At 68.7% G+C, this 26,781-nt stretch carries 21 protein-coding genes; 11 read left to right on the plus strand and 10 right to left on the minus strand.

The genetic code is table 11. The annotated features are described in order from the left end of the window. Positions 1–66: 66 nt before the first annotated feature. The 5 genes from U5A56_RS01355 to U5A56_RS01375 form a co-directional block, all read right to left on the minus strand. On the minus strand, positions 67–1,227 hold the full coding sequence (locus U5A56_RS01355; protein WP_321920755.1) for an MFS transporter: 1,161 nt from the start codon (positions 1,225–1,227) through the stop codon (positions 67–69). Between the two features lie 138 nt (positions 1,228–1,365). Beyond that, a complete protein-coding gene (locus U5A56_RS01360; protein ID WP_124551394.1) occupies positions 1,366–2,535 on the minus strand; it encodes an MFS transporter in 1,170 nt (389 codons plus the stop codon). Between the two features lie 321 nt (positions 2,536–2,856). After that, entirely contained in the window at positions 2,857–3,618 is a 762-nt protein-coding gene (gene bluB / locus U5A56_RS01365) for a 5,6-dimethylbenzimidazole synthase (protein WP_321920756.1), read from the minus strand. A gap of 153 nt (positions 3,619–3,771) precedes the next feature. Beyond that, complete coding sequence (locus U5A56_RS01370; RefSeq protein WP_321920757.1) at positions 3,772–4,770, minus strand: 2-hydroxyacid dehydrogenase; 999 nt, start codon at positions 4,768–4,770, stop codon at positions 3,772–3,774. Positions 4,771–4,800: 30 nt separating this feature from the next. Next, positions 4,801–5,787 (minus strand): LysR family transcriptional regulator, encoded by a 987-nt coding sequence (locus U5A56_RS01375; RefSeq protein ID WP_124571663.1) that lies wholly within the window; start codon positions 5,785–5,787, stop codon positions 4,801–4,803. A gap of 753 nt (positions 5,788–6,540) precedes the next feature. Here U5A56_RS01375 and U5A56_RS01380 point away from each other — a divergent pair. Then, positions 6,541–7,752 (plus strand): pyridoxal-phosphate-dependent aminotransferase family protein, encoded by a 1,212-nt coding sequence (locus tag U5A56_RS01380; RefSeq protein WP_124488721.1) that lies wholly within the window; start codon positions 6,541–6,543, stop codon positions 7,750–7,752. A gap of 66 nt (positions 7,753–7,818) precedes the next feature. Here the strand turns inward: U5A56_RS01380 and U5A56_RS01385 are convergent, their stop codons facing one another. Further along, a complete protein-coding gene (locus U5A56_RS01385; RefSeq protein WP_321920758.1) occupies positions 7,819–8,754 on the minus strand; it encodes an AraC family transcriptional regulator in 936 nt (311 codons plus the stop codon). Positions 8,755–8,887: 133 nt separating this feature from the next. Between U5A56_RS01385 and U5A56_RS01390 the strand changes: the two genes are divergently transcribed. From U5A56_RS01390 to U5A56_RS01400, 3 genes are all read left to right on the plus strand, one after another. Then, positions 8,888–9,778: a DMT family transporter gene (locus U5A56_RS01390; RefSeq protein WP_044844117.1), complete on the plus strand. Its 891-nt coding sequence runs from the start codon at positions 8,888–8,890 to the stop codon at positions 9,776–9,778. A gap of 106 nt (positions 9,779–9,884) precedes the next feature. Next, positions 9,885–10,550, plus strand: a complete 666-nt coding sequence (locus tag U5A56_RS01395) for a hypothetical protein (protein ID WP_415749080.1) — start codon at positions 9,885–9,887, stop codon at positions 10,548–10,550. A 9-nt stretch (positions 10,551–10,559) separates the two neighbouring features. After that, a complete protein-coding gene (locus tag U5A56_RS01400) occupies positions 10,560–11,153 on the plus strand; it encodes an RES family NAD+ phosphorylase (protein ID WP_321920760.1) in 594 nt (197 codons plus the stop codon). A gap of 27 nt (positions 11,154–11,180) precedes the next feature. Here the strand turns inward: U5A56_RS01400 and U5A56_RS01405 are convergent, their stop codons facing one another. Next, a complete protein-coding gene (locus tag U5A56_RS01405; RefSeq protein WP_044844119.1) occupies positions 11,181–12,395 on the minus strand; it encodes an MFS transporter in 1,215 nt (404 codons plus the stop codon). Positions 12,396–12,743: 348 nt separating this feature from the next. Here U5A56_RS01405 and xdhA point away from each other — a divergent pair, with 348 nt between their 5' ends. From xdhA to U5A56_RS01425, 4 genes are all read left to right on the plus strand, one after another. Next, positions 12,744–14,288, plus strand: coding sequence for a xanthine dehydrogenase small subunit (gene xdhA / locus U5A56_RS01410; RefSeq protein ID WP_321920761.1), 1,545 nt, complete (start codon positions 12,744–12,746; stop codon positions 14,286–14,288). Between the two features lie 18 nt (positions 14,289–14,306). After that, positions 14,307–16,670 carry a xanthine dehydrogenase molybdopterin binding subunit gene (xdhB, locus tag U5A56_RS01415; RefSeq protein ID WP_321920762.1) on the plus strand — a complete coding sequence of 788 codons (2,364 nt, stop codon included), beginning with the start codon at positions 14,307–14,309 and terminating at the stop codon, positions 16,668–16,670. Between the two features lies 1 nt (position 16,671). After that, entirely contained in the window at positions 16,672–17,289 is a 618-nt protein-coding gene (gene xdhC / locus U5A56_RS01420; protein ID WP_321920763.1) for a xanthine dehydrogenase accessory protein XdhC, read from the plus strand. Between the two features lie 97 nt (positions 17,290–17,386). After that, positions 17,387–17,788: a polyketide cyclase gene (locus U5A56_RS01425; protein WP_044844123.1), complete on the plus strand. Its 402-nt coding sequence runs from the start codon at positions 17,387–17,389 to the stop codon at positions 17,786–17,788. A 54-nt stretch (positions 17,789–17,842) separates the two neighbouring features. Here the strand turns inward: U5A56_RS01425 and U5A56_RS01430 are convergent, their stop codons facing one another. From U5A56_RS01430 to U5A56_RS01440, 3 genes are all read right to left on the minus strand, one after another. After that, entirely contained in the window at positions 17,843–18,790 is a 948-nt protein-coding gene (locus U5A56_RS01430) for a LysR family transcriptional regulator (protein ID WP_044844124.1), read from the minus strand. A 68-nt stretch (positions 18,791–18,858) separates the two neighbouring features. Further along, positions 18,859–19,497, minus strand: coding sequence for a 2-hydroxychromene-2-carboxylate isomerase (locus tag U5A56_RS01435; RefSeq protein WP_044844125.1), 639 nt, complete (start codon positions 19,495–19,497; stop codon positions 18,859–18,861). A gap of 107 nt (positions 19,498–19,604) precedes the next feature. Then, entirely contained in the window at positions 19,605–21,056 is a 1,452-nt protein-coding gene (locus U5A56_RS01440) for a TAXI family TRAP transporter solute-binding subunit (protein WP_321920764.1), read from the minus strand. A 452-nt stretch (positions 21,057–21,508) separates the two neighbouring features. Between U5A56_RS01440 and U5A56_RS01445 the strand changes: the two genes are divergently transcribed. The 3 genes from U5A56_RS01445 (at position 21,509) to U5A56_RS01455 (ending at position 26,652) form a co-directional block, all read left to right on the plus strand. Further along, positions 21,509–21,874 carry a BON domain-containing protein gene (locus U5A56_RS01445; RefSeq protein ID WP_321920765.1) on the plus strand — a complete coding sequence of 122 codons (366 nt, stop codon included), beginning with the start codon at positions 21,509–21,511 and terminating at the stop codon, positions 21,872–21,874. A gap of 240 nt (positions 21,875–22,114) precedes the next feature. Beyond that, a complete protein-coding gene (locus tag U5A56_RS01450) occupies positions 22,115–24,205 on the plus strand; it encodes a D-(-)-3-hydroxybutyrate oligomer hydrolase (RefSeq protein WP_321920766.1) in 2,091 nt (696 codons plus the stop codon). Between the two features lie 611 nt (positions 24,206–24,816). Then, positions 24,817–26,652: a S10 family serine carboxypeptidase-like protein gene (locus U5A56_RS01455; protein ID WP_321920767.1), complete on the plus strand. Its 1,836-nt coding sequence runs from the start codon at positions 24,817–24,819 to the stop codon at positions 26,650–26,652. Positions 26,653–26,781: the final 129 nt, after the last annotated feature.

Genomic DNA, 26,781 nt, shown 5'->3' on the forward strand with positions numbered 1-26,781 from the left:
TCGGCATCAGCATCGGCATCGGCATCAGCATCAACGCCACCGCCAACGCCAACGCCAACGCCAACGTCAGACCGCGCGCTGCAACGCGGCGCGTCGTTCCCACAGCGCTGCCGCGACGAACGCGGCGACGCAGACGACCAGCACGCCGATCAGCGCGTTGCTGCCGAGTTGCTCCATCAATGCGCCGGCGACCAGCGGACCGCCGAAGCTTGCGGCACTCCACGACGCCGACACGAGCGAGCTCGCGGTGACGAGCGCCGCGCCGCGAAAGCGTTCGCCGCACGCGACGAGCGACAGCGTGTAGATGCTGCCGGCCGCCGCGCCCAGCACGAACAGCAGCGGCCAGCACAGCCACGGGTTCGCGATCACGAACGGCAGCAGCGGCAGGCCTGCGAGCACGATCCAGCCGGCGCCGAGGTGCACGCGTTCGCGGCCGAGCTTGTCCGCGAGCCAGCCGATCGGGAACTGCATCGCAGTGTCGCCGAACAGCATGATCGACGCGAGCAGCACGGCGGTCGCGCTCGCGACGCCGTGATCCATCGCATAGAGCGGCAGCAGCGACAGCGCGAGCGTATCGAACAGCGCGAAGAAGCCCGTGCCGATGATCAGCGCGGGCATGCGCGGCAGCACGGCGAACCAGCTGTCGTGCGCTGCGTGATGTGCGTCGTCGCCGGCGAGCGGCGCGCGCCGGATCGTCGCGAGCGCCGGCAGCGCGAGCAGGAACAGCGCGCCGCACAGCGCGAAGCGGATGTGCGTCGCGCCGGCGATCTGGCTGACGAGCACCGGGCCCGCCATCTGGAACAGCGTGAAATTGGTCGCGTAGATCGCGACCACGCGGCCGCGTGTCGAGTCGTCGGCGAGCTGGTTGACCCATGCCTCGCCGATCGTGAACAGCAGCATCAGCGCCGCGCCGCACAGCACGCGCAGCGCGCCCCACACGATCAGGTTCGACGTGAACTGCATCAGCGCGGTGGCCGCGGCGAGCAGCACGACCGACACGACAATCGCGCGGCGCGCGCCGATGCGCCGTGCGAGCGCGGTGACGAACGGGACGATCGCGAGGCCGCCCAGGGCCTGCGCGGCCGTCAGCATGCCGACGACGTTGGTGCCGTGTCCGGCTTCGGTCAAGGCGAGCGCGGTGAGCGGCATCGTGGCGCCGGTGCCGAGACCGACCACCGCGACGCTGAGGATCAGCGCGAGGAAATCACGATTGAGAATGGCTTTCATCGGCCGCGATGCTACACCGTGGCCCCTGAAAGGTCCATGAAGGCCGTCAGGATCGAATGGGGTTGCGTGCGCAACGATCGCGGCGGTGCGCGGGCGCGGACGCGCGCCGTGCCGCCGCGCGTCGCCGCCGCGCGCGCGTCATACGTATCCGGTCGGCCCACTCACCGGGCGGCGTTCGAGCGACGCCGACCACAGCGTGAGCGCGAGTGCAGCGACCGCCATCGCTGCACCGACCCACGGCAGGTTCACGAGCGACACGCCGGATCCGATCGCCATCCCGCCGAGCCACGCGCCCGTCGCGTTGCCGAGGTTGAACGCGCCCTGGTTCAGCGTCGACGCGAGGTTCGGCGCGTCGCTCGCGCGATCGACGATCAGGATCTGCAGCGGCGGCACGATCGCGAACGCGAGGATGCCCCAGACGAAGATCGTCGCGAGTGCCGCGAACGGCAGGTGCATCGTGCCCGCGAACAGCGCGAGGACGATGCCGATCAGCGCGAGCGTCGCGATCAGCGACGGCATCCGGCGCCAGTCGGCGAGCTTGCCGCCCAGCGTGCCGCCGACGGTCAGGCCGAGACCGAACAGCAGCAGCACGTAGGTGACCTGGCGCGGCGAGAAGCCCGTCACGTCCTCGAGGATCGGCGTGATGTACGTGAACACGCTGAACAGGCTCGCCGACGCGAGCACGCTGATGCCGAGCACCATCAGCACCTGCGGGTGCTTCAGCACGCTGAATTCGCGCGTGATGCTGGTGTCGGGCATCGCGAGGTGCTTCGGCAGGCACACCGCGAGCGCGGCGGCCGCGGCGATGCCGATGCCGGTGACGGCCCAGAACGTCGCGCGCCAGCCGTACGCCTGGCCGAGCGCGGTGCCGAGCGGCACGCCGAGCACGTTCGCGAGCGTGAGGCCGGTGAACATCAGCGCGATCGCCTGCGCGCGGCGGTTCGGCGCGACGAGGTTGCTCGCGACCACCGAGCCGATCCCGAAGAACGCGCCGTGGCAGAACGCGGTGACGACCCGCGCGGCCATCAGCACCGCATAGCCGGGCGCGATCGCGCAGAACAGGTTGCCCGCGATGAACAGCCCGATCAGGCCCATCAGCGCGCGCTTGCGCGGCATCTTCGCGGTGACGATCGCGAGGATTGGCGCGCCGATCGTCACGCCGAGCGCGTAGCCCGACACGAGCATCCCGGCGGCCGGGATCGACACGCCGAGGTCGCGGGCGACGTTGGGCAGCAGCCCCATGATCACGAACTCGGTGGTACCGATTCCAAATGCGGCGACGGCAAGGGCGAAAAGAGGTAATGGCATCGCGGTGGGCTACGGAAAAGGCCGCGGCCCGAGATCGGCGCGGCATGCGCGGAAGGGGCGAGGCGAGGAGATATCAGCCGCGATTCTACTTCAGTGAAAACCCCTATGCTCGGGGCCAAAATGGTTGTTGCCGGCGTGCGACGGGTGACGGCCAAGGTGCGCCCAAACTGTGGGATTTGGCGGTGCTCGGTGCTCGGTGCTCGGTGCTCGGTGCTCAGCGCTCGGTGGCAAGGCAAGGGCGAAGGCGAGAGCGAGAGCGAGCCATAATATCGGGTCGGAGCAAGACCGGCGAAGCGGCCGTTCCGCGCTTCGTGCGTCCCGTCAGCGGTCGGACACGGCGCAGGCGGGTGTCGAGCCGAAGCGGTCGTCCGCTGCGGCAACCTCGGGCGACGGCGACGATCCGCAGGTCGCGTCGGAGGTTGCCTTGCCCTCGGCGACCCCGGCCGCCGACGCATCCCAGCCGTTTTCGAACAGGCACGCCTCGATCGGCATCCGCGCGGCCCACCGCTCTTCCTCGAGCATCGGCTTCGCATAGAACGCGTCGACATGCCCGACGCACAGCACGGCGATCGGCTTCGCGCCGGCCGGCATGCCGAGCAACGTGCGCAGCGCGTCGACATCGAACAGCGACACCCAGCCCATCCCGAGCCCTTCGGCGCGCGCGGCGAGCCACATGTTCTGGATCGCGCAGGCGGCCGACGCGAGGTCCATCTCCGGCAGCGTGCGGCGGCCGAACACGTGGCGCTCGCGGTCGTCGGTCAGCGCGACGACCAGCAGTTCGCCGCATTCGCGCACGCCTTCGACCTTCAGCCGCATGAATTCGTCCTGCCGCTCGCCGAGCGCGTCGGCGGTTGCGCGGCGCTCGGCCTCGACCAGCGCATGGATCGCGGTGCGCAGCGCGGGATCGGTGATGCGGATGAAGCGCCACGGCTGCATGAAGCCGACGCTCGGCGCGTGGTGCGCGGCGCGCAGCAGCCGCGCGAGCGTGGCCGGATCGACGGGTGCCGGCGTGAAGTGGCGCATGTCGCGCCGTTCGAAGATGGCGCGGTAGACCGCGGCAATGGCGGAGTCGTCGAAACGCATGAGCGGCAGAAGCAGGGAGAGGTCGGCGCAACGATAGCAGACGCCGCGCGCGCGGCGTTACATCAGTCGAAATAAATTGACGAATCGTTGATGGATCGCGTGCGCTCAGGCGCCGCGCCAACGCTCCGCCAACGCCGTGCGGAACGACGTGGCTCAGCGCCCCGTCGTGACGACGTTGGTCGGCGTGCCGGCGTGCCACGCCTCGATGTTCAGCAGCGTCGTGTGCGCGATCTCGGCGAGCGCCTCGCGCGTGAAGAACGCCTGGTGCGACGTGACGATCACGTTCGGGAACGTCAGCAGGCGCGCGAGCACGTCGTCCTGCAGCGGCAGGTCGGAGTGATCTTCGAAGAAGAGGCCGCTTTCCTCCTCGTAGACATCGAGCCCGAGATGGCCGAGCTGGCCGCTCTTGAGCGCGCCGATCAGCGCCGGCGCATCGACCAGGCCGCCGCGGCCGGTATTGATCAGCATCGCACCGTGCTTCATCCGCGCAAGCGTCTGCGCGTTGATCAGATGGTGCGTCGACGGCAGCAGCGGGCAGTGCAGGCTGATGATGTCGGCATGGTGCAGCAGTTCGTCGAGCTCGACGTAGCGCGCGCCGTACGCGATCAGTTCGTCGTCGTACGGCGGCATCGAATGTGCGAGCACATGCATCCCGAAGCCCATCATGATCTTCGCGAACACGCGGCCGATCAGGCCCGTGCCGATCACGCCGACGGTCTTGCCGTGCAGGTCGAAGCCGAGCAGGCCGTTCAGCGAGAAGTCGCCTTCGCGCGTGCGTGCGACCGCGCGCGGCAGCCGGCGGTTGAGCGCGAGGATCAGCGCGACCGCGTGTTCGGCGACCGCATGCGGCGAATACGCGGGCACCCGCACGACCGCGATGCCGAGCCGCTCGGCGGCCGCCAGGTCGACATGGTTGAAGCCGGCCGAGCGCAGCGCGATCAGGCGCGTGCCGCCGTCGGCGAGCCGTTCGAGCACGGCCGCGTCGACGGTGTCGTTGACGAACGGGCAGACGACCTCATAACCGTGCGCGAGGATCGCGGTTTCCGCGTCGAGGTGCGACGGCTGGAAGTGCAGCCGATAACCGAATGACCGATTGGCGGCGGTGAACGATTCGTCGTCGTACTGCCGGCTGCTGAACAGGATCACGCGCACGCTGCACCTCCGATGGCTGTCGCGTGCAGTTTACTGCAGGCCCGTCTGCCGGCCCGCGACGATCTCGGCGCGATCGGGCGTGTGCAGGAAGCCGTAGCCGGTCCGCTCGCGGGCCGCCTGCGCGCCGAAATGCTCGAGCGCATGCTCGACGAAGCTGCGTGTGCGGGCCGGCACGTACTGGCGGTTCGGGTAGACGAGCGACAGCTGCGCGTCCGGGTCGTCGATCCGGTAAGCGGGCAACAGCCGCACCAGCGTGCCGGTGGCGAGTGCGTCGGCGACGCTCGGCTCGGGCAGTACCGCGATGCCGGACCCGGCGACGGTTGCAGCGTGCACGAGCGCCAGCTGGTTGACCGTGCAGGTCGGGCGCACCGTGACCGAATGCGTGACGCCGTCGTGGCCGACCAGCCGCCACGCGGGCGCATGCTGGTGCGGCGCGAGCGCGACCCAGTCGTGGCCCGGCAGGTCGTCGGGTGCGCGCGGCTCGCCGCGCCGTTCGAGATAGGCGGGCGCCGCGCAGGCGACGAACGGGTTCGGCGTGAGCGCGTGGCCGATCAGCGTCGGGTTGCCGTCGAGCCGGTTGCCGGTCACGATGCCGACGTCGTAGCCCGAATCGAGCACGTCGAGCGGCCCCTCGGCGACGGTGAGCTGCACGCGCAATTCGGGGTAGCGGTGCCGGAAACTGCTGACGAGCGGCGTCAGCGCGAGCGGCGACAGCAGGCCCGATGCGACGACGCGCAGCGTGCCGGCCGGCTCGCGCACGGCGTGCGCGACGGATGCCTCGAGGTGGTCGAATTCCTCGAGCAGCGCACGGCAGCCGTCGAGGTAGCGCAGGCCGGCCTCGGTCAGCGACAGGTTGCGCGTGGTGCGGTGGATCAACCGCGTGTTCAGGTGAGACTCGAGCATCGCGATCGAGCGCGTGACGAGCGCGTTGGACACGCCTAGATGGTGCGCCGCCCGCCGGAAGCTCTGCTGCTCGGCGACGCAGACGAACACACGCATGGTCTGAATCTGGTTCATGGCTCGCGAATTTCTGGCCCGGTTGATTGATTTTGGTTGGGATTTCTCGTCAAACGACCTGGAAAACCGTCGCGCAACCCCCGGGTCTCGTTCGTCTCGAAAAATCGGTTTTCGATTCTGCAGACGATTGTTCATTACGGAAGCGATATCGTCAACCTGAGAAAAGGGGCGGCTTGCGTAAAATCGAAATCGCGGGTATCGATTTAACGGATCGGGGGCGCTGGCATGCACCTGGGTTAGTCCGGTGTGTATTCGGAAGGTCCGCCTTGTATTTTAATATTACTCATATAAATCAACATGTTGATTCGGTCTAGATGCGACGTCGTGCGGTAATGGGTGAAATCGCTCACCAATAGATGCTGCGATAGTGGATGTTTTTGTGCCAGTCTGGTTTTCGTGTGCCGATGCCAGTCGCGCGATTTTTGTCGTGGTGACCGGTATTCCGGTAGATGCATGCGGCATGCTGAACTCGGGCGTCAGGATGCGCGTCTCAATATTGCCGGAGAAAATCGCGGGCATCGATCGTCCGGTGGAACCGTTTCGCATGCGGCCGGCAATGCCGCGGCAATACGAAACCCGGTCGTGCGGCGCGGGCGCGGCAGGCTGGCCCGGTCCGTCGACCGGGCCAGCGTCACGCTGTCCGGGCGCGCGTGCCTCTTGCGCACGGGCGCGGAACGCGGAATGATCGATCAGTTCGCCGTGCCGTGCGGCGAACGACGTCCGAGCGTTTTCTCCGTTCCTCTTTTACCAGCCATGTCCATCGATTACTCGCCGATTCCCTGTCCCGTCGTCGTGCCGCTCGACGCGATCCTGCCCGAAGAACCGCTGCTGATGATGGGGGCCGGCCCGGTCCCGATCCCGGCCGCCGTCGCGAAGGCGAACACGATCGTGATCAACCACCTCGGCGCGACGATGGCGAAGATCATCGAGCAGGTGAAGGAGATGGCGCGCTACGTGTTCCAGACCCGCACGAAGTGGGTGCTCGGCGTCGCCGGCCCCGGTTCCGCCGCGATGGAAATGGCGATCTCGAACCTCGCGTGGCGCGGCACGCGCGTGCTGTCGATCCGCAACGGCTTCTTCAGCGCGCGGATGGCCGAGATGGCCACGCGCGTCGGCGCCGACGTCGCCACGCTCGAAGTGGCCGACCGCTCGGTCGCGAGCCTCGACGAGATCGCGGACGCGATCGCGCGCGAGCGGCCCGAGATCGTCACGATCGTGCAGGGCGAGACGTCGAACACCGTGTGGAACCGCGAGCTGCGCGACATCGCGGCGCTCGCGAAGGCGGCCGGCGCGCTGGTCGTCGTCGACGCGGTGTGCACGCTGTCGACGATGCCGCTCGAGATGGACGCGTGGGGCATCGATGCGGTGATCACGGGCGGCCAGAAGGGGCTGTCGTCGATTCCCGGCGTATCGCTGATCGCGTTCTCGGACGCCGCGTGGGACCGGATGAAGCAGCGGCCGGAACCGAACGCGCACTGGTGCCTCGACATGGCGCTCGCGGAGAACTTCTGGCACAACGCGGGCTACCACTACACGGCGCCGGTGTCGGGCGTGCTCGCGCTGCACGAGGCGCTGCGGCTCGTCTGCGCGGAGACGCTCGAAAGCCGCTTCGCGCGCCACCTGCGCTGCTCGCTCGCGTTGCAGGCGGGCGTCGAGGCGATGGGGCTCGCGCTCTATGCGCCGAAGGACTGCCGGCTCAATTCGGTGGTCGGGATCGAGACGCCCGAAGGGCTCACGCCCGGGATGGTGTGCGGCCATATCTCGAAGCAGTACCAGGTCGAGATCTCGGGCTCGTTCGGGCTGCCGATCGTGCGGATCGGGCAGATGGGCGAACAGTGTCGCGAACACAACCTGTTCCGCACGCTGCACGCGTTCGGCCGCACGATGATCGACCTGAAGGTGCCGGTGGACCTGCCGGCCGGCGTGGCCGCGCTCGAGCAGGAATTGTCGCAGCGAGGCGCGTAAGCAGGGAGACGGCGAAGCGTGCCGGGTGCGCTGCGCCAGCCGGCACGTTGAAGGTGCGCGCGGGGCTCAGCCGCCCTGCATCGCGCGCCGGTACGCGTTCGGCGTCGTGCCGTGCGCGTCGCGAAAGCGATGGCTGAAGTGGCCGGCGTTCGCGTAGCCGCATTCGGCCGCGACCTGCGCGAGCGGCAGCGCCGTCGTGCGCAGCAGCAGGCGCGCCCGCGCGAGCCGCTGCTCGGCCACCCATGCGTGCGGCGCGCGGCCGAACGACAGCCGGAACATCCGCGAGAAGTGGTATTCGGACAGCGCGGCGACCTCTGCCAGTTCGCCGAGCGTCAGCGGCTGCGACAGGTAGCTGTCGATGTAGTCGCGCACGCGGCGGCGCACGGCCGGCGCGAGTCCGCCGCGGAACGGCACGTCGGTGCGCGTCGTGCTCTGGCCGCGCAGCAGCAGGCTCAATACGTCGTGCGCGGCTTCGTTCACGCGCAGCCGCCCGTCGGCATCGTCCCAGCGCTCCAGCGCAAGCGAACGGAACTGCGCCGCGACGCGCGCATCCTCGAAATAGGTGCGGTCGGCGAGCTTCAGCTCGCGCGGCTCGCGATCGAGTTCGCGGATCGCGCGCTGCGTGAAGTGCTCGGGCAGGAAGTACAGGTGGATGAAGTGCATCTCGCCGCGCACCCACCAGCGCGATTCATGGTCGCCCGGCAGTGCGCACAGCAGGCTCGGCGCGCCGTAGCGCGGCACGCGTTCGCGCTCCGTCCGGTAGCCGCCGTCTAGATAGCACGACAGCGTGTGGTGGCCCGGCTGTTCGTAGATCGTCTCGCTTTCGTCGGTGATGCGCGTCCATTCGGCGATCGCGAGATGATCGCCGAGCCACGTGAAGCGCTCGAGCGTCGCGTTCGCCTCGGCGAGCGTGCGGCACACCGAGTGCAGGCCGAACGGCATCGCACCGCCGGCAAGGGCGGCGGCGTGATCGGCGGGCGGGGCGTACAGGGGCGGACTCATGGTGCGACGAGTATAAGCGCGCGCGCGGCGCGCCGTGCGGCCGCCCGAAAAAGACCGCAATTCCGGACAATCCGCGCGGGCGGGGCGGCGGCACAGTCTGAGTCCGTTTCACTCGTTTCGCTTCGTTGCCGCCATGAACCTGTCGCTTTATTTCGTCACCGTGCTGATCTGGGGCACCACCTGGATCGCGATCAAATGGCAGCTCGGCGCCGTGCCGCCGCCCGTGTCGATCGCGTGGCGCTTCTGGCTCGCGGCCGCCGTGCTGTTCGCGCTGCTGCGCGTGATGCGCCGGCCGGTGCGTCCGCCGCGCGAGGCGTGGCGCTACCTCGTCGCGCAGGGCTTCGCGTTGTTCTGCCTGAATTTCCTGTGCTTCTACTACTCGGAGCAGGTCGTGCCGAGCGGCCTCGTCGCGGTGATCTTCTCGACCGCGCCGCTGTTGAATTCGATCAACGGCCGGCTGTTCATGGGCCGCCCGCTGCGGCCGTCCGCGATTGCCGGCGCGCTGCTCGGGCTGACCGGCATCGCCTGCCTGTTCTGGCAGCAGATGGCCGGCCACCTCGACGATCACGCGACCTGGACGGGCCTCGCGATCGCGTTCGCGGGCACGATGTGCTTCTCGGCCGGCAACCTGCTGTCGAGCCGGATGCAATCGATGGGGCTGCATCCGCTCGCGACCAACGGCTGGGCGATGCTGATCGGCGCGGCGATCCTGACGGTCGGCAGTGCGGTGGCCGGGTTGCCGTTCATGATCGACCCGAGCCCGCGCTATCTCGGCGCGCTCGTCTATCTGGCCGTGCCGGGCTCGGTGATCGGGTTCACCGCGTACCTGACGCTCGTCGGGCGGATCGGGCCGGAGCGCGCCGCGTACTGCACGGTGCTGTTCCCGATCGTCGCGCTGGCCGTGTCGACGGTCTTCGAGGGCTACCAGTGGTCGCCGCTCGCGGTGATCGGGCTGCTGCTCGTGCTGGCCGGCAATCTCGTTGCGTTCGACCTGACGCGCCGGTTGTTCCTGCGCACGGCTTGACCGGGGCATCAGGCACTCTCCGGACATTGCGCGGAAAAGTTGACTTGGTTGACTTGATTTCGAATCGGGACTAGGCTTGATCCTCCGGTTGCATCAGGAGGTGATGATGGTCACGCACGCTCACGCGCTCGAAGGTTCGGCCACGGTTCTCGATATCGAGACCGAGGAGGCGCTGCGCAGCGCCGTCGGCGCGGCAACCATGCTCGGGCCGGATCGCGCCCGTGCGCTGCTCAGGCTGTCGGACGAGCAACTTGGGCACCTGTTCAAGGTAGGCATCGCGCAGGTCATCGATCTGGCCGGCACGATCACGTTCGGTATCGCGGCCGCCGCGACGCGCGACAGGAAGCCGTCCGGCCGGAAGAAGGGGGCGGCCGATACGCGCACCGGCGTCACCGTCGCCGATCTGGAGCGGCACGCGCAGGCTGAACGACACGCGCTGGTTGCCGACGGCAGGCTGTTGCCGGCCGCACGGATCTGGACGGAGCTCGGCATGACGCGGCAGGCGCTCAGCAAGGCGGTGGCGTCGGGGCGCATCTTCACGGTCGACGTCGGCGCCGCGCAGTACTACCCGGCGTTCTATCTGGCGGGCGACATCGATCGCAAGACGCTCGGGAAGGTGACTCAGCGTCTCGGAGCCTTGCCGGGATGGAGCAAATGGCAGTTCTTCATGACACCCAAGGCGTCACTCGGCAACGTCACGCCGCTGGTCGCGCTGTCGCGCGGGAAGCTTGACGAGGTCGAGCGTGCGGCCGCAGCGTTTGCGGGACGCTAGGAGGCGCGGGTGTTGACGGTGCCGGGGAAGCATTTCGCGAGCGCGACGCTCACGATCCGCGAGGTGGCGCCTGCGGCGCTGGTCCGGATCTCGCGATTCGCAACCGGCGAGCCGTACTTCGGCAAGTCCGGCGGCAACCGCTTCGACGATCCGCGGCCGCGGCGGCGGTTCGGCACCAGCTATTTCGGTTTCGATCTGCATTGCGCATTCGCGGAGACGGTGCTGCACGACGAAGTCGCCGATCTGGTGCTGGGCGGTTTCCCGCTCGTCACGACCGAGCTCGATCGGTACGTGCTTTCATTCGACGGTGCGCCGTTGGCCGTGGCCGTCCTGCATGGCTTGCCGCTGAAGAACCTTGGCGGCGACGGTGCGTTGTCGACGATCGTGCCGTACGACGTTCCGCAGCAGTGGTCGCTGGCCGTCCACCGGCATCAGCGGCGGGTCGACGGCTTTCTGTACATGTCGCGCCATCTGAACACGTCGGAAGCCCTCGTGCTCTTCGATCGTGCCGAACCCAAGCTCTCGCTCCGGGACGCCGTTCCGCTCCGGCGTCATCCTCAAGCCGTCCGCGTATTGCGCGACTTCAACGTGTTGCTGCGTTGAACGGCGTTGCGCGCGCGGCAGCACGACTCAAGCCGCCGCGCCGCTCCCCGCGAGCCGCGCCTGCCGCTGGTACAGCACCATCGACAGCGCGACGCCGGCCGCCGCGGCCACCGCCGCGAACAGGAACACCTGCGGATAACCGAACGCACCGGCCACATAGCCGGCGAGCGGGCCCGTGATGCCGAGCGACAGGTCGAGAAACACCGAATACGCGGACAGCGCCGCGCCGCGGCTCGCCGGCGGGACGAGCGCCACGGCCTCGACGCCGAGCGCCGGGAAGATCAGCGCGAAGCCGAAGCCGGTCAGCGCGGCGCCGACGAGCGCGACGTGCGGCACGGGCGCGAGCCACAGCAGCAAGAGGCCCGAGCATTCGAACGCGAACGACACGATCGCGACGCGGAAGCCGCCGTGGGTCTTGATCGTGTTCGCGAACAGCAGCCGCGCGCCGATGAACAGCGTGCCGAACACGGTCAGCGACAGCGCGGCGTTCGGCCAGTGGCGCGCCGCGTAGTACAGCGTGACGAAGGTCGCGATCGAGCCGAAGCCGGCCGAGCCGAGCGCGAGGCCGAGGCCGTGCGGCAGCACGCGCGTGAACACGCTCGCATACGACATCCGTTCGCCGTGCACGAGCGGCACGGAAGCGATCAGGCGCGCGAGATAGAAGCCGATCGCGGCGAGCGCGATCACGATCACGCCGATCAGCGCCGGATTCAGCGTGTGCGCGATCGCGACGCCGACCGGCGCGCCGAGCGCGAGCGCCCCGTAGGTCGCGATGCCGTTCCACGAGATCACCTTCGCGTTGTGCGCGACGCCGACCCGCCCGATGCCCCACAGGATCGCACCGGTGCCGCACAGGCTCTCGCCGACGCCGAGCACGAGCCGGCTCGCGACCAGCAGCACGAGGCTCGCGACCGGCCAGTGGGCCAGCAGCAGCGCGACGAGCAGCAGCACGCCCGACACGCCGCAGCCGATCAGCCCGCGCAGCACCGTCTGCTTCGGCCCGAGCGTATCGGCGAAGCGCCCGGCGAGCGGGCGCGACGCGAGCGTCGCGAAATACTGGACGCTGATCGCGCCGCCCGCGACGATCGCGGAAAAGCCGAGGTCGTCATGGACGAAGCCCGGCAGCACCGCGAGCGGCAGGCCGATGGTCAGGTAGCAGATGAACGTGAAACAGACGACGGACACGATTTGCAGCGTGACGGCAAACCCGCTGCGCGGCGGTGTGGCGGAATCGGTTGACATGGGGTCGGATCGAATGGGCGAAACGGAACGGAAAGCGGCGAAAAACGGAATCGGGATTTTCCCATGGAACCGGTTTTCACGCAGGTACCATTTAGTTAATCGCGACCCATTTTCATCGTCGAAGAATGGCTGACGGACCGCTGCGGGCAGGCCGGAACCCAGGCCGGGCAACGCGCCCGACGCCTGCCGGGCGGCCGCGGCGCGCATATCGCGGCAGTTATATGGGCCCCATGCGTGATGGGCTATGGGTTGCGGAATTTGACGGTGATAGCGTGCAAACTGTCAGAGAAACGTCGGTCGAGCGCCCCGCGCAGGCCGCCTTGCCCCCACCGGAAGAACGATAGAGACATGAGTGAGCCGATCCGCTTCTACCATCGTCACGCGGTCCGCGAAGTCAGCGGCGCGGACGTCACCCGCACCGTGCTGCAGTACCTGCGCGAGGATGCGCACTGCACCGGCACCAAGGAAGGCTGCGCGGAAGGCGACTGCGGCGCGTGCACGGTCGTCGTCGGCGAGCTGACCGACACGGGTACGGTCGCGTTCAAGGCCGTCAATGCCTGCATCCAGTTCCTGCCCACGCTCGACGGCAAGGCGCTGTTGACGGTGGAAGACCTGCGCCAGCCGGACGGTTCGCTGCATCCGGTGCAGCAGGCGATGGTCGATTGCCACGGCTCGCAATGCGGGTTCTGCACGCCCGGTTTCGTGATGTCGATGTGGGCGCTGTACGAGAAGCACGGCCATGAAGGCTGCGCCGGCACGTGCGCGAAGGCGAAGGACGTGCCGACGCGCACCGAGATTGCCGATGCACTCACCGGCAACCTGTGCCGCTGCACCGGCTATCGCCCGATCGTCGATGCGGCCGTGCAGATGTTCGGTGCGCCGGCGCCCACGGCACCGGTCGATACGGCCGCGCTGGCCCGCACGCTCGCGTCGCTCAAGCGTGACGACACGTTCGACTACACGACGCTCGACGGCGCGCGCTTCGCCGCGCCGCGCACGCTCGACGCGCTGGCCGCGCTGAAGGTCGAGCGCCCGGATGCACGGCTGCTCGCCGGCAGTACCGACATCGGCCTGTGGGTCACCAAGCAGATGCGTCGCCTCGACGACCTGATCTACGTCGGCCAGATCGCTGAACTGCAGCAAATCGTGCACGGCGACGACTGGATCGAGATCGGCGCGGGCGTGACGGTCGAGGACGGCTATGCGGCACTCGCCGGCACGTATCCGGAACTGACCGAAATGTGGAAGCGCTTCGCGTCGCTGCCGATCCGCAACGCGGGGACGATCGGCGGCAACGTCGCGAACGGCTCGCCGATCGGCGACTCGATGCCGGGCCTGATCGCGCTCGGCGCGCGGGTCGTGCTGCGCGGCGGCGACACGGTGCGCGAGCTGCCGCTCGAGGCGCTCTACACCGGCTATCAGCAAAAGGACATGGCGCCGCACGAATTCGTCGTCGGCCTGAAGGTGCCGACCCGCACCGGCGCGCGCGCGAAGCTGCAGTTCCGCACCTACAAGCTGTCGAAGCGCTTCGACTCCGACATTTCGGCGGTGTGCGCGGCGTTCGCGTTCATCGCGGACGGCGAGCTGATCCGCGAGCCGCGCATCGCGTTCGGCGGGATGGCCGCGACGCCGAAGCGCGCGACGCATACGGAAAGCCTGCTCGACGGCGCGCAGTGGCACGAAGCCAGCGCGCAGGCCGCGATGCAGGCGCTCGAGCGCGACTATCAGCCGCTCACCGACATGCGTGCGACGAGCGCGTATCGCCTCGATACCGCGAAGAACCTGATGTACCGATTCTGGCTGGAGACGCGCCCGCACGACCCGCTGCCGCCGCAGGCGCTGAACGTGCGTGAAGTGGCCGCCGAAGTTGCCGACGACGCGGCGCGCGTCTGACGAGGGAGAACACCGAACATGAACCAGCAAGCAGAACCGTTCCTGAACACCCTCGACCCGCAGGCCGACGCCGCGCAGGTGCACGTCTCGCGCGCGCACGAATCCGCGCACCTGCACGTGAGCGGGCGCGCGACCTACACCGACGACATCCCGCTCGTCGCGGGCACGCTGCATGCGGCGCTCGGGTTGTCCGCGAAGCCGCACGCGAAGATCGTGTCGATGAACTTCGACGCGGTGCGCGCGACGCCCGGCGTGGTCGCCGTGTTCACTGCCGACGACATCCCCGGCGTCAACGATTGCGGCCCGATCATCCACGACGATCCGGTACTCGCCAAAGGCATCGTGCAGTTCGTCGGCCAGCCGATGTTCATCGTCGTCGCGACGTCGCACGAAACCGCGCGGCTCGCCGCGCGCCGCGCGCAGGTTGACTACGAGGAGCTGCCCGCGATCCTGACCGCGCAGGAAGCGCGCCAGGCCGAAACCTATGTGATCCCGCCGCTGAAACTCGCGCGCGGCGACGCGGCCGCGCGGCTCGCCGCCGCGCCGCATCGCGAGTCGGGCGAGATGCTGCTCGGCGGCCAGGAGCAGTTCTACCTGGAAGGGCAGATCGCGTACGCGGTGCCGAAGGACGACGACGGGATGCACGTGTACTGCTCGACGCAGCACCCGAGCGAGATGCAGCACCTCGTCGCGCACGTGCTCGGCGTCGCGTCGCACAACGTGCTGGTCGAATGCCGCCGGATGGGCGGCGGGTTCGGCGGCAAGGAATCGCAGTCGGGCCTGTTCGCATGCTGCGCGGCGCTCGCCGCGTGGAAGCTGCTGTGTCCGGTGAAGCTGCGTCCGGACCGCGACGACGACATGATGATCACCGGCAAGCGGCACGACTTCCACTACCGCTTCGACGTCGGCTACGACGACGACGGCCGCCTCGACGGCGTCGCGCTCGACATGACGTCGCGCTGCGGCTTCTCGGCGGACCTGTCGGGCCCGGTGATGACGCGCGCGGTGTGCCACTTCGACAACGCGTACTGGCTCGGCGACGTCGACATCGCCGGCTATTGCGGCAAGACCAACACGCAGTCGAACACCGCGTTCCGCGGCTTCGGCGGGCCGCAGGGCGCGTTCGCGATCGAGTACATCCTCGACGACGTCGCGCGCGCGCTCGGCCGCGATTCGCTCGACGTGCGCTACGCGAACCTGTACGGCAAGACCGAGCGCAACGTGACGCCTTACGGGCAGACGGTCGAGGACAACGTGCTGCACGAACTGCTCGGCGAACTCGAGGCGACGAGCGACTACCGCGCGCGGCGCGCGGGCGTGCGCGAATTCAACGCACGCAACACGGTGCTGAAGAAGGGCATCGCGCTCACGCCGGTGAAGTTCGGCATCGCGTTCAACGTCACGCACTTCAACCAGGCCGGCGCGCTGGTGCACATCTACACCGACGGCTCGGTGCTCGTGAACCACGGCGGCACGGAGATGGGGCAGGGGCTCAACACGAAGGTCGCGCAGGTCGTCGCGCACGAGCTCGGCATCCGCTTCGGCCGGATCCGCGTGACGGCGACCGACACGAGCAAGGTCGCGAACACGTCCGCGACGGCTGCGTCGACGGGCTCCGACCTGAACGGCAAGGCCGCGCAGGATGCGGCGCGCCAGCTGCGCGAGCGCCTCGCGGCGTTCGCGGCGAAGCAGTTCGGCGACGGCAAGGTCGATGCGGCCGACGTGAAGTTCGGCAACGACTTCGTGTGGATCGGCGGCGCGAGCGTGCCGTTCGGCGAGGTGATCGCGAAGGCGTATCTCGCGCGCGTGCAGCTGTGGTCCGACGGCTTCTACGCGACGCCGAAGCTGTACTGGGATCAGTCGAAGCTGCAGGGCAGGCCGTTCTACTACTACTCGTACGGCGCGGCCGTGTCGGAGGTCGTGATCGACACGCTGACGGGCGAGATGCGCACGCTGCGCGTCGACGCGCTGCACGACGTGGGCGCATCGCTGAACCCGGCACTCGACATCGGCCAGGTCGAAGGCGCGTTCATCCAGGGGATGGGCTGGCTCACGACCGAGGAGCTGTGGTGGAACAAGGGCGGCAAGCTGATGACGCATGCGCCGTCCACGTACAAGATCCCGACGGTCAACGACACGCCGCCCGAATTCAACGTGCGGCTGTTCCAGAACCGCAACGTGGAGGACAGCATCCATCGTTCGAAGGCCGTCGGCGAACCGCCGCTGCTGCTGCCGTTCTCGGTGTTCTTCGCGGTGCGCGACGCGATTGCCGCGGTCGGCGACTACCGGGTGAATCCGCCGCTCGACGCGCCAGCCACCGGCGAGTCGATCCTGCGCGCGATCACTGCGGTGCGTGCTGCGCGCGCCGGTCAGGCAGGTTGAGATGAACGGGCCTGCACGTTCGTTTCGCACCGCGACGACCCCGGCATTCGCGCAGGGTACCGGCCAGCGCAACCGCGCGACCGGTACGCCCGCGCCGATGCACATCGTGCTGTTCGGCGCGGGGCACGTCGGCCATGCGCTCGTCACGCTGCTCGGCGCATTGCCGTGCGTCGTGCAGTGGGTCGATACGCGCGACGAGCTGTTCCCGGACGAATGCCCGCCGAACGTGCAGCCGGAGCCGACCGACATACCCGAGGCCGTCGTCGACGCGGCGCCGCCCGGCGCGTACTTCCTCGTGATGACGCACAACCACGCGCTCGACTTCTCGCTCGCCGTGCAGATCATGCGGCGGCGCGACTTCGCGTACTTCGGGATGATCGGTTCGCGTACCAAGCGCGTGAAGTTCGAGCGCCGGCTCGCCGCGCGCGGCGTCGATCCGGCGCGGCTCACCGAGATGGTATGTCCGATCGGCGTCGCGGGCATCGTCGACAAGGCGCCCGGCGCGATCGCGGTGGCCGTCTGCGCGGAACTGCTGCAGGCCCGCTCGGGCATGCCGGTGGCCGACGCGAAGGCAGCCGCGGCGGGGCGCTTGCGCGACGACGCGCGCTGCGCGCGGTAACGATCAGGGCCGGCACGCCCGACCCACGTCCGCGCGTTTTTGCCTACACTGCACGGATCGCGCGGCAGCGGGCCGCGCGTCCTTTCGTGCAGGCACCATGTCCGATCATCAGGTCTATCTCGACGCGCTCGATGCGAGCCTCGTCGTCATCGAGCGCTGGCTCTCCGGCGCCGATACTTCCCCCGCGGCGCTCGATGCGCTGCTCGCGCCTTTCTCCGCCGAATTCACGATGATCATGACCGACGGTCGCGCGTTCGACCGCGATGACACGCGCGCGCTGTTCGCGAAGCTCGGCGGCGCGAAGCCGGGGCTGCGCATCACGCTGTCGGACATCCGCGTGCTCGCGGCAGACGCGTCGCATGCGGTGCTCACCTATCTCGAAGCGCAGCAGGCGGCGTCGGGCGAACTGCCCGCGCGTCGCGCGACCGCCGTGTTCGCGCGCGACGCGGCAGGCGTCGTGCGCTGGACCCATCTGCAGGAAACCTTCTGCACGGCCTGAGCGGCCGCGCCGCGTGATCGTGCGCGGGCGATTCCGCGGGGGTTCAGCGCCGCTTCAGCGCTTGCGGCCGCGTGCGGCCGTCAGCTCGTCGGACACGCTTTGCATCAGCGCACACAGCCACGCGATGTCGGTCGGGCGATCGGGGTGCGGGTGCGTGAGCAGGTAGCTCTTGATGCGCGGGAACGGCACGGGCGGCGCGACGACGACGAGCGGCAGCAGCTGCGCGTAGTGCGTCGCGAAGCGGCGCGTCGTCGTGAAGATCAGGTCCGACTGCAGCAGCACCTGCGGCACGATGCCGAAGTACGGCAGCGTCGTCACGATCCGTCGCGTGAGGCGGGCGCGGGCGAGGCCGATCTCGATCGCGTTGCGCTTGTCGCCGGTGTACGGCGTCGGCGCGACGTGCGCGGCCGACGCGTACGCTTCGCGCGTGAGCGGTTCGCGGGCGAGCGGATGCGCGTCGCGCATCAGGCACACGATCGTGTCGGAGAACAGGTCCTGGCGCGCGAACCGCGGGTCGGGCTTCGGCCAGTTGCCGATCACGAGATCGAGCGCGCCCGATTCGAGCGCCTCCGCGTGATCGAGCGCGGGATTCAATGAGTCGATTTCCAGATGCGCATGCGGCGCCGCGTCGCGAAAGCGCTCGATCAGCGTCGGCATGAAGAAATCGTTCAGGTAGTCGGGCGCGGCGACGCGGAACGTGCGCCGCGCGGACGATGGATCGAAGTCCCCGTGCGGCGTCGCGATGAAGTCGACCTCGCGCAGCGCGCGCGACGCGGCACCGAGCAGCGACGCGCCGTACTCGGTCGGCACCATCCCGGATTTGCCGCGCACGAGAATCGGGTCGTTCAGCGTCTCGCGCAGCTTGCGCAGCGCGGTGCTGATCGCGGGCTGGGTCTGGTTCAGCCGCAGCGCGGCCTGCGTGACGCTGCGCTCGAGCAGCAGCGTGCGCAATACGCGCACGAGCCAGATATCGAGCGAGGCGGTACGATCGTCGTCTTCCATCGGCGAGCGGTGTTCGGGAGAAGCGTAACCTTACCGCAGCCGCACGTTGCCGTGCGTGATACCGGCCATCAGGTGCGCCCCTTCGGCAGCACGCTGATCCGCTTGACCTCGCGCGACTCGAGCCAGTTCGGCGTGCGCGCGCAGTACAGCACCATCGGCAGCGCGTCCTCGCCCCAGAACAGCTGCTGGTTCATCCAGAAGGTCGGTACGCCGAACACGCCGAGCGCGATCGCGTCGTCGGTGTTGCGGCGCAACTGCGCGCTCGTCTCCTCGAATTCGATCAGCTCGTCGCCATGCCCGACGCCGACGCGCTCGCACAGCGCCGCGAACCCGTCCGGCGTCGACGGATCGTTGCCGTCGTGCCAGATGAAGCGGAACATTTCCAGCACGGTCGCGATGTCGGCGCGCAGCGCGATCGCGAGGCGCAGCACCTTGTCGGAGTCGAACGGATGCGCGGGCGGCATCTTGAAGCGGATGCCGAGCTGTTCGGCGCGAAACAGCGCGTGGCGGTACGTGAACACGCGCTTGGCCGGCACGTCGGCGCTCGGGCGCTGCCCCCAGTGGCGCTGCAGGTCGGGCAGCGACACGGCGACGGGGTCGAACGGCACGTCGGGCCACTTGTCGTGCTGTTCGAGCAGCAGGTAGGAGAACGGCGACACGAAGTCGAAGAACCAGGCAGGCTGGGCAGTGTCGAGGCCGGTTGTCATGGCGATCTCCAGAGGGTGGGGCGTGCGCGCCTGGCGGCGGCCTTCATGTTACGTGGCGGCGCGCGGATGCAACCGCGCGGATGCAGCAATGATCGCGGATCGGCCGCTCATGCGGAACCGGGAGTCGCCCGGGGGGGCTCGCCGGCCGGCGCCGCCGCGCCGCCGCGCGCCGCTGCACGGCCGCCGGCGCCGGGTGTGCCCGGCGTGACCGATGCGGTGTCGTGATCGTGCGCGGTGAGCCGCTCGCGCACGAAGCCGATGTGCTCGCGCAGCACGTAGAACTGCCCCGCGTACGCAAGCGGCATCTTCATCCGGTTCACGGCTTCCTCGATGTCGTCGAGTTCGTCGAGCAGCTGGACGCGCTCTTCGGCCGTATGCTCGCCGAGCGCGCGGCGCTCGAGCGCGATCAGCGCGCCGTACCAGCGGTAGATGCGCGAACGCACGCGCCAGCCGTACAGCGACGGCACCAGCCGCAGCCCGGGGATCAGCACGACGATCAGCGGCACCACGACGACGAGCAGCCGGTCGACGAGACTCGCGACCCAGAACGGCAGCCGCCGGTACAGGAACGACTTGCCCGACTTGTAATAGCGCCCCGCGTCGTCGGACAGCGGGAAGCCGCGCGTGACGGCCGACGGGAATTCGCCCGCGTGCTGCAGGATCGTCGCGTGGCCGTGCACTTCGCGCGCGGCCTCGATCAGCAGGTCGGACAGCGCGGGGTGCAGCGTATCGCGCGCGACCAGCTCGATCGTCGGCGCGACCGTGTGGATGTCGGCGGGCGGCAGGTTGAGGCCGAGATCGTAGACGCCCATCGGCAGCGTGATCGCGGTCAGGTACGGAAAGCGCCGCGCGTAGGCCTCGGCTTGCGTGAACGAGTACACGTGCACGCCGGGCGCGCGGAACAGCTTCGCCATCACCGGGATCTGCGTCGAGTCGCCGGACAGGAACGCGGCGTCGATCTTGCCGTCGAGCAGCGCGGCCGCGGCGTCCTCGCCGGCGGTCGGCAGCAGCTCGGTCGAGCCGCCCGGCACGATGCCGTTCATCTTCAGCAGCGCCAGGCTCAATTCGCGCGCGCCGCTGCCTTCCGCGCCGAGCGCGAGCCGCTTGCCCTTGAAGTCGGACAGGCGCGCGACCACCGGCCCGCGGTACATGATCGCGAGCGGCACGTAGCCGATGCTGCCGAGCGAGACCAGGTGTTCATCGCGCTCCTTCGGGCCGATGCCGCTCTGCACGAAGCCGACGTCGACCGGCGCGTCCGGATTCGACAGCCGCGCGAGGTTCTGCGCGGATCCTTCGGATGACTGGACGTCGAGCGTGACGCCGTTCTTCGCGAGGATCGCCTTGTATTTCTGCGCGGCGTTCCAGTAGGTGCTGCCGGGCGGGCCGGACGAAATCACGAGCGTGGACGGCGGCGCCGGCTGGATCAGCTTGACCGCGAACCAGACCGCCGCGACCGCGAGCAGCACGGTGGGGCCGATCGACAGCGCGAGGTCGCGCCACGACACCGCGACGAAGCGGGCGAGGATGCGGCGGGGCGGGCGGGGGCGGGCTGGCTTCATGGAGTCGGCGGATGACACGGGCGTGACGCAGCGATGACGGCCGTCGCGGACAAGGCATGCGATGCGCGTTCTGGCGGCGATGGTACCCGGTTTCGCCCGGCGTGCGCGAGTCCGGCGCCGTCGCGCGGCGGCGGACACGCGCGCGCGCGGGCGGATGGCGGGCGGCCACGCGTCAAAAGCTTTGCGCTTCGGCTGGCGCTGGATTACATTGTGCGACGCAGCCGCGCCCGATTCGCGCACGACCCGGCACGTTATGAGACCGGGCGCGCCCGGCCGGCGGCTGTCCGGCCCGGCCGGCCCGCATACGCGCGCGCCGGCCGCCGGCCCGTGTCGCCTCTCTCGCATCGCCGTGGAAATCATCGGCCGTCCCGCCCGTTCGCGCGCGGGCCGGCTGCCTTTGGGGGTATCCGGCCGTACTGTGCACGGCCGGTCCGGAGTTACAAGGAGATAGCATGAAGTCGATCGTGTTGAGAGCGTTGGGTGTTGCGGCCGTGGCGGCCTGTCTGACGGGCAGCGTGTACGCGCAGTCGAGCGATGCGGCGGCCACCGAAGCGCCGGCCGCGGCAGCGAGCTCGCCGAAGGCGGCGGCCAAGGCCGCGAAGAAGGCCAACCGCCAGCTCGGCTACGCGGTGCGCAAGGCCATTACGAAGGCCGGCGGCATCGACGTGGCGAACATCGTCGTGCGCTCGAAGGGCGGCGCGATCTTGCTGGAGGGCACGGTGCCCGACCAGGCACAGATCGACAAGGCGGAAGAGGCGGCGAAGGGCGTGAAGGGCGTGACGTCGGTCACGAACAAGCTGACGGTTCAGCAGCAATGATGCCGGGCGGCGGCGCGCCAGCGCCGCGCGCCCGCTTTCACGCGGGCCCCGGCGTGCCGGGGCCCGTTTGCACTTTCGAATGCCCCCGGGCCCGCCGCTTCGCGCCAGGCCCCCGAGCGGGCGTCCCCCAAGGAAACTTCCTTCGGGGCGGAAAGCCTTGGGCGGCCCGGCGTTTTCCCGACAGGCCGCGAGCCGCGCACGACGCAGCGGCGCACCGATAACGATATCGAGAGGGCGGCAATGACAACGCACGGGTGGGGCAGTCGGATTCTTTGGGGCGCGGCGCTGGCCGCGATCACGTTGCTCGGCGCCTGCAACGGCGACGAGTCGTCCGAACGCAACCGGCTGCCCGGGTTCGTGTCCGGCAGCGTGCGCACCACCGCCTACGACGGTACGGGCGACGATCTGCTGACGGCCGGTCTCGGCAAGACGGGCCTCGCCGCCGCCACCGCGCCGACGTTCGCGAATCCGTCGCGGCCGACGAGCGCCGAGCTGCGCCGGCTCGCGATCTGGTCGAACTACCGCGCGCTCGTCGACATGAGCGCCAACGGCGGCTACGGCCGCTTCTGGGGACCGAACGTCGACCTCGACGGCAACGACACGCTCGGCGAAGGCAAGATTCCCGGCACCGAATATCTCGCGTATTCCGACGACGGCAGCGGCCGCAAGAACGTGACGCTGCTCGTGCAGGTGCCCGCGAGCTTCGACCCCGCGCAGCCGTGCATCGTCACCGCGACGTCGTCCGGTTCGCGCGGTGTGTACGGCGCGATCTCGGCGGCCGGCGAGTGGGGCCTCAAGCGCGGCTGCGCGGTCGCGTACAACGACAAGGGCGGCGGCAACGGCGCGCACGAGCTCGGCACCGACACGATCACGCTGATCGACGGAACGCTCGCCGACGCGGTGCTCGGCGGCAATGCGAGTCTCTTTACCGCCAACGTGACGAGCAGCGACCTGGCTGCGTTCAACAACCGCTTCCCGAACCGCTACGCGTTCAAGCATGCGCATTCGCAGCAGAATCCCGAGCAGGACTGGGGGCACGCGACGCTGCAGGCGGTCGAATTCGCGTACTGGGCGCTCAACGAACAGTTCGGACCGCTCGTCGACGGCTCGCATCACGGCGTGCGCTACCGCCCGGGCGACATCACGACGATCGCCGCGTCCGTCAGCAACGGCGGCGGCGCGGCGCTCGCGGCGGCCGAGCAGGACACGCGCCGCTGGATTACCGCGGTCGTGGTCGGCGAGCCGCAAGTCAACGTGCGGATGGCGCCGAACGCGGTCGTGCGCGAGGGCGGCCAGCCGGTGCCGTCGTTCGGCCGGCCGCTGGCCGACTACGCGACGCTCGCGAACCTGCTGGAGCCGTGTGCGGCCGCGTCGTCGTCGCTCGCGGGCGCGCCGTACCTGAGCGCGCTGCCGGCCGCCACCACGCAGTCGATCCGCACGCAGCGCTGCGCGACGCTCGCCGCCGCCGGGTTCGTGTCGGGGGCCGATACGCAGAGCCAGGCCGCCGACGCGCTCGCGCAACTGCACGCGGCCGGCTATCTCGCGGATTCCGACCTGCTGCAGGCGCCGATGTGGGATTCGCAGGCGATTCCGGCGATCGCGGTCACCTATGCGAACGCGTACACGCGCTCGCGCGTGACCGACAACCTGTGCAATTTCAGCTTCGCGACCACCAATGCGGCGACGGGCGCGGTGGCGCCGCCCGCCGCGTCGCCGATGCCGGCCGTGTTCGGCCTCGGCAACGGCGTGCCGCCGACGGCAGGCGTCAATCTCGTGTTCAACACCGGCGCGGGTGTCGACCACCGGCTCGCGACGCCCGACGCGAGTTTCGCGGGCGCGCTGTGCCTGCGCCAGCTGTGGACCAACGGGATGCTCGACATGCCGGCGAATGTCGATGCGGTGCGCGTGAACGCGAACCTGCAGGGCAAGCCGGCGATCATCGTGCAGGGCCGCAGCGACGCGCTCGTGCCCGTGAATCACGCGTCGCGCGCGTACGTCGCGCAGAACGGCATCAGTGAAGGTGGCCGCAGCCAGCTCGTGTTCTACGAGGTGACGAACGGGCAGCACTTCGATGCGTTCCTGCCCGTCGCGGGCTTCGACACGCGCTTCGTGCCGGTCCACTACTACAACCTGCAGGCGCTGAACCTGATGTGGCGGCACCTGAAGAACGGTGCCGCGCTGCCGCCGTCACAGGTGGTCCGCACGCTGCCGCGCGGCGGCACGCCGGGCGCCGCGCCGGCGCTGACGAGCGCGAACCTGCCGCCGATCTCGGCGTCCCCCGGCGCGAACGCGATCACGGCCGGCGCGGGCGCGATCGATGTGCCGCTCTGACGGCACCGGCCCCACCGCGATACGGAAGCCGGACGCTCGTCCGGCTTTTTATTTTCAGCGTCTGGAATCGGTCCCGCATTGCCCTTGGTCCGAATAGCATGCGCTGTAACAAATTATCGCTTTACGGCGGAAAATCCGGAATCTATTATACGCCGATATTTTAACTTAATTTAATAAATTCCCGTAAAGACAATATTCCTTTCCGTATAGTTAATCGATCCTTTCGATTTTATTAAATCGGCTCGAGTTGCGGTTGGTCGCCATTTCGCGATTGACCGACATTTTGCCGAGGGAATCGTTCGTCTGTTCGAAGCGAAGGCGCCTTGTCCGGCGGGCTTTGCGTGGGATGCTTTTGCTTACGGTTTATCGCGCGTGCGGATGATTGAGGGCGAATTCGCAGTGCCGCGCATTATTGAATCGTCGTTTGCAATGGAATTGATTCCATTGTGCGATCGCGGAATATGGGTGGGGTAAATCATGCCGGTCGGTATTCGCCGATCCGGTAAAAAACTCGGGGTGCATCGCAAAACGAATGCGCTCCCGGTGCGGAGCGCCGGCGCAAATGATCCTTTGCGACCGGCGGTATTTATCGTTCTGTTCGAGAGGCAATAATGACGACACTGAAGTCCTTGAAAGACGGTTTCGCGCTATTTGGAACGACGCTGAGCGTGCCGCTCGCCGCAGCCGCGGCCGCGGCGCTGCTCGTCACGGGGTGCGGCGGCGACGACGGATCGGGCCCGACCGCCGCCACCGCGGCAGCCGCGACGACGTCGAACGGCAGCACGTCGGCCAGCACCAATGCAACGGCCGCCGTCCCGGCCGACCAGCCGTACGTCGACAACGACGTGTACGGCACCGGGCCGAACGACGCGGTCACGGATTCGACCGAAGGGGCCGCAGTCGTGCACCGCCAGGTCACGATCGGCGGCAAGACCGTCCAGTACACGGCCACCACCGGGCACCTGACCACGATCGACCCGATCACGTCGGCGCCGAACGCGAAGATGTTCTACGTCGCGTACACGCAGGACAATCCGGACCCGTCGAAGCCGCGTCCGGTCACGTTCTTCTACAACGGCGGCCCCGGCTCGTCGTCGGTCTACCTGCTGCTCGGCTCGTACGGGCCGAAGCGCCTGCAGTCGTCGTTCCCGAACTTCACGCCGCCGGCCCCGTACAAGCTGCTCGACAACCCGGACAGCCTGCTCGACCGCACCGACCTCGTGTTCATCAACCCGGTCGGCACCGGCTACTCGGCGGCGATCGCCCCGGCGAAGAACAAGGATTTCTGGGGCACCGACCAGGACGCACACTCGATCGACCGCTTCATCCAGCGCTACCTGACCAAGTACTCGCGCTGGAACTCGCCGAAATTCCTGTACGGCGAGTCGTACGGCACCGCGCGCAGCGCGGTCGTGTCGTGGGTGCTGCATGAGGACGGCATCGACCTGAACGGGATCACGCTGCAGTCGTCGATCCTCGACTATGCGAATGCGCTGTCCGCGCCTGGTACCTTCCCGACGCTCGCGGCCGACGCGTTCTACTGGAAGAAGACGACGCTCAACCCGACGCCGACCGATCTCGACGCATACATGGTGCAGGCCCGCAACTACGCGGACAACACGCTCGCGCCGCTCGCGCAGAAGCCGAACCCGCAGGACGGCGGCTTCGTGAACGTGCGGCTGAACCTGAACCTGCAGACCGCGCAGCAGATGGGTTCGTACATCGGCACGGATCCGACGTCGCTGATCCAGACGTTCGGCAACCCGGCCGCGCTCGGCAACGTGCCGTCGTCGGACGACAACCCGCCGTACACGTTCTTCCTGACGCTCGTGCCGGGCACGCAGATCGGCCAGTACGACGGTCGCGCGAACTTCACCGGCAAGGGCATCGCGCCGTACATCCTGCCGAACTCGGGCAGCAACGATCCGTCGATCACGAACGTCGGCGGCGCTTACACGGTGCTGTGGAACAGCTACATCAACACCGACCTCAAGTACACGTCGACGTCGTCGTTCGTGGACCTGAACGACCAGGTCTTCAACAACTGGGACTTCAGCCACACCGACCCGACCGGCGCGAACAGGGGCGGCGGCAATACGCTGTACACGGCCGGCGACCTCGCGGCGACGATGAGCGTGAACCCGGACCTGAAGGTGCTGTCGGCGAACGGCTATTTCGATGCGGTCACGCCGTTCCACCAGACCGAGCTGACGCTCGCGCAGATGCCGCTCGATCCGACGCTCAAGGCGCAGAACCTGACGATCAAGAACTATCCGTCGGGCCACATGATCTACCTGAACGACGCGTCGCGGACCGCGCTGAAGGGCGACCTCGGCAACTTCTACGACGGGATCCTAGCGAACCGTACCGCGCTGCAGCGCGTGCTGAAACTGCAGGCGCGTACGCAACAGATGAAGCAGCAGCAGTTGAAGCAGCAGGGGCAGTAAGGATCGCGAGCGACTTGCGCTGCCCGGCCGTGCGCCGGGCGGCCCGAGTTCGCGAGGCCCCGGATGGACGACAGCCCGATCGGCGCAGGCCGGTCGGGCTGTTTTTTGCGGCGGGGTGCCGGCGTCGCG

It is taken from the genome of Burkholderia sp. BCC1998 (assembly GCF_905339875.1).
Classification (GTDB): Bacteria; Pseudomonadota; Gammaproteobacteria; order Burkholderiales; family Burkholderiaceae; genus Burkholderia.